This is a genomic window from Pseudomonas sp. P5_A2_2 (genome assembly GCF_054177685.1).
In genome coordinates this window covers 1-3,617 of sequence record NZ_JBGCUL010000451.1, presented here as the reverse complement: position 1 = coordinate 3,617, position 3,617 = coordinate 1, and the positions used below count along the sequence as shown (strand labels likewise).

The following is a 3,617-nucleotide window of genomic DNA, read 5'->3' as shown; positions in this document are numbered from 1 at the left end:
GTCGAGTGGTCCCGGGCGCAGTTGCATGTGCTGACCCATGGCCTGCATTACGCGAGCACCGTGTATGAAGGCGAGCGGGTCTACAACGGCAGGATCTTCAAGCTGCGCGAGCACAGCGAGCGCTTGTACCGCTCGGCGCAAATGATGGATTTTGCCATCCCCTATGCGCTGGCTGAACTGGAGGCGGCCAGCCAGGAACTGCTGCAACGCAACAAGGTGGTCGACGGTTATCTGCGCCCGGTGGCCTGGCGCGGCAGCGAGATGATTTCCACCTCGGCGCGTTTTAACCGTGTGCACGTGGCCATCGCGTGCTGGCAGTGGCCGAGCTATTTCGACCCGGCGGCGCGCATGGCCGGCATCCGCTTGAAAACCGCGGCCTGGCGTCGCCCGCCACCGAGCAGTAGCCCGTTCGAAGCCAAGGCCTCCGGGCATTATCAGATCGCCACGCTGAGCAAGCACGATGCCGAGAACACGGGTTACCACGATGCGCTGATGCTCGACTGGCGCGGCCACATTGCCGAAGCCACCAGCGCCAATGTGTTTTTCGTCAAAGGCCGGACTTTGCACACGCCGACCCCGGACTGCTTTCTCAATGGCATTACCCGGCAGACCGTGATCGAACTGGCCAAAGCGCTGGACTACCAGGTCGTCGAGCGCACGATTTTGCCTACGGAGCTTGGCGACTTCGACGAGTGTTTTCTCACCGGCACCGCCGCCGAAATCACCCCGGTGCAGAGCATCAATGAGCAGCACTATCGACCGGGTGGCGCCTGCCGCGACTTCATCGCTGCGTACACCTCCACCGTCAACGCCGGATAACCCGCCAGGAATCTCACCATGTCAGACCAAGGGATTGTTGCGTCTCAAAATTGCATTTCGCTCGGCCATCGTCACGAAGAGCTGTCGACGTTGGGCTGGACGGTGCTGACTCCGGACGAATTTGCCGATGATGTCGTAGGCACCTTGCTGGAGTTCGGCCCGATCATTCCGCAGTTCAACGGCCAGATGGCCTTTGCCATTACCCGCAAGCCGGGTTACGAAGACTTGCCGTATTCCCAGAGCATGAACGGCATCGGCCCGCACACTGAAGCGCCGGTGTACGGACCGCCACCTCGCTACCTGGCGTTGCATTGCCATAAACAGGCTACGTGCGGTGGCGGGCACACCGGATTGGTGGACGGCTACGAATTTCTCAAGTCCCTCGAACACAGCGAACCGCAACTGCGTGAGTGGCTGAAGGACACGCCGGTAGAGTTTGTCGCCACCGCCAAACCGGGCGAACCGGAACAACGGCGGGTCAAGGAATACATCCTCACGCCTACAGAGGACGGGGATATTTTTCGCTTCAGCTACAACCAGTTTCACTACGGCGACGTGAATCCGTCCAAGCAAGCCTTGCAGCAGTCGCTGGTCACCAACAACACCTCTCCACTGGCCAGGTTTGCCGTGCTCGGCGAAGCGTACTTCGTCGAGCACAACGTTCCGGTGCTGATTCCCGACGGTTGCCTGCTGATTTGGGATAACTGGCGAATGATTCATGCGCGCAGTCGTTACACTGACCCGGCGCGCCACCTGACCCGCTATTGGCTGGCCTGATTTTTCCGTCGACCTTCAATTTTTTGGCGTACCCCTTGGCGGGTACGCGCCTTACAGGTATCGCGTCATGCAAACAGCAATCGAGATCGCCCAGGTCGATCATCAACTGATCGTGCGGCTCAACCAGGCCTGGACCAAGCGCGCCACAGTGTGTTCGCCGGACAGGGGCCAGGTCGAAGAAGTGTTCGACCCGGCGCGCCCGGATTACCCGGAGTGCATGGTGCCGTTTTTCCATCACCCGAAATTCCAGTCCCTGAGCGAAGAGCTCAAAAGCAGCGTGGTGACTTGGGGCTGGATCGGCTACAACCTGCGCACCGTCACTGCTGAAGAACATGTGGTCAACCCGGCACTCAGCGTCATCGCCGATCAGTACCTGGGCAAGGACGACTGGCATTTTCGCGAAGCCATGCAACAGACCCTGATCGACGAGCACTACCACACGCTGATGCACTTGCGGGCCATCGAGCGGACCAGGCTGGATCGGGCGCTGGATCAGGACCTGGACTTGCCACCCTCCGTCACTTACCTGCGCCTTAAAGCCCAGCGTGAAGCTCTGCCCGAGCAATGGCAGCAGGATCTGGCGGCGATCACCTTTGCGGTGGTGGCTGAGATCAGCGTCAACGCCTATCTGGATTTGCTGGCGGACGATCAGACCATCCAGCCGCAAAACCGCCGTGTGGCCGAACTGCACAATCGCGACGAATATGCGCACAGCAAGGTGCTGGCCGAAGTGGCGAAGGTCATGTACGCGAACATGCAGCCGGCCCAGCAGGAATTTTTCGCACGCAACCTGTCGGTGGCGCTGAGTGCTTTTATCGCTCAGGACTACTCCATGTGGGAGGCGATTCTGACGCAGCTTGGGGTCGAGGAGGCGGCGCTGATCATTGCCGACACCCGCGAGAGCAACAAGAACGCGACCATCATGCGTGACTACAGTGGCCTGCATAAGTTGGCTCAAGACCTGGGTATCAGCGAGCAGATCGATTTCGACTTCCGTCCGACCCTCAAAACTAGCGCAGCGGCCTGAATCCGGAGGTGTGTATGTCAGTTCCCGAGTACGAAGTGTTCGCTATCCGTGTCGGCGCCAATGCCCAGCGCACCGCCAGGGAGAATTTTCTTTACGACGCCTGCTGCGGTGATCCGAACGCGCCGATGCCACTGGATTACTACTTCTGGGTCATCCGCAACGCGCAGCAGGTGATCGTGGTCGACACCTGTTTTCAACCGGCCACGGCGCAGCGGCGCAATCGCCAGATGTATCGCCTGCCGGAAGAATCCCTGCGGCAACTGGACATCGATCCGGCGCAGGTCGAGCACCTGATCCTGACCCATTTGCACTGGGATCATGCCGGTAACCTCGGGCTGTTCCCGAAGGCGACCGTGCATCTGCAGGAAGCGGAATTGCGTTTCTGCACCGGGCCGAAAATGGTCCATCGCACGGTGAACAAAACCTACGAGGTCGAGGATGTGATGTCGGCGCTGCCGCCGTTGTTCGAAGGGCGGATGCGTTTGCACACAGGCGTTGTCGAGGTGCTTCCCGGCGTGACCCTGCACCCGGTGGGCGGACATACGCCGGGCAGTCAGGTGGTGCGGGTCAATACCGAGCGTGGCTGGATCGTGCTGGCCTCGGATGCTGCGCACCTGTGGGTCAACATTCGTGAGCGCAGCCCGTTTCCGATTCTCGATGACCTGGYGCAAACCCTCGAAGCCTTCACCGAGATCGACCGCCTGGCCGACGGCGTAGACCACGTCGTCCCCGGCCACGACCCGCTGATCGCCGAGCGGTTCCCGCACTGGAATGACGACCCGCATATCATTTGCCTGCACCAGAATCCGCTCTGAAGATCACCTCTAATCCTGTGGGAGCGAGCCTGCTCGCGATGACGACGGCACATTTAGCATTGATGTGCTTGATACACCGCTATCGCGAGCAAGCTCGCTCCCACAGTTGATTGCTGCTGCACAGAAATTTGTGCTCATCGAAAGTCCCCTGTGGGAGCGAGCTTGCTCGCGATGGCGGT

The 3,617-nt window shown here is 60.2% G+C and carries 4 protein-coding genes; all 4 read left to right on the top strand.

The window, feature by feature from the left end; all coding sequences use genetic code 11:
- Positions 1-819 (top strand): branched-chain amino acid aminotransferase (locus ACXRVY_RS20245; RefSeq protein ID WP_458238079.1); only part of this gene is annotated, 819 nt, incomplete at its 5' end.
- A gap of 18 nt (positions 820-837) precedes the next feature.
- On the top strand, positions 838-1,596 hold the full coding sequence (locus tag ACXRVY_RS20240; RefSeq protein ID WP_223460123.1) for a TauD/TfdA family dioxygenase: 759 nt from the start codon (positions 838-840) through the stop codon (positions 1,594-1,596).
- A gap of 67 nt (positions 1,597-1,663) precedes the next feature.
- On the top strand, positions 1,664-2,623 hold the full coding sequence (locus ACXRVY_RS20235; RefSeq protein WP_223460125.1) for a diiron oxygenase: 960 nt from the start codon (positions 1,664-1,666) through the stop codon (positions 2,621-2,623).
- Positions 2,624-2,637: 14 nt separating this feature from the next.
- Positions 2,638-3,438: an N-acyl homoserine lactonase family protein gene (locus ACXRVY_RS20230; protein WP_458238078.1), complete on the top strand. Its 801-nt coding sequence runs from the start codon at positions 2,638-2,640 to the stop codon at positions 3,436-3,438.
- The last annotated feature ends 179 nt before the right edge of the window (positions 3,439-3,617 follow it).

Coding starts and splice junctions, on each gene's coding strand:
- ACXRVY_RS20240 (WP_223460123.1), top strand. CDS start 838: ATGTCAGACCAAGGGATTGTTGCGTCTCAAAATTGCATTTCGCTCGGC.
- ACXRVY_RS20235 (WP_223460125.1), top strand. CDS start 1,664: ATGCAAACAGCAATCGAGATCGCCCAGGTCGATCATCAACTGATCGTG.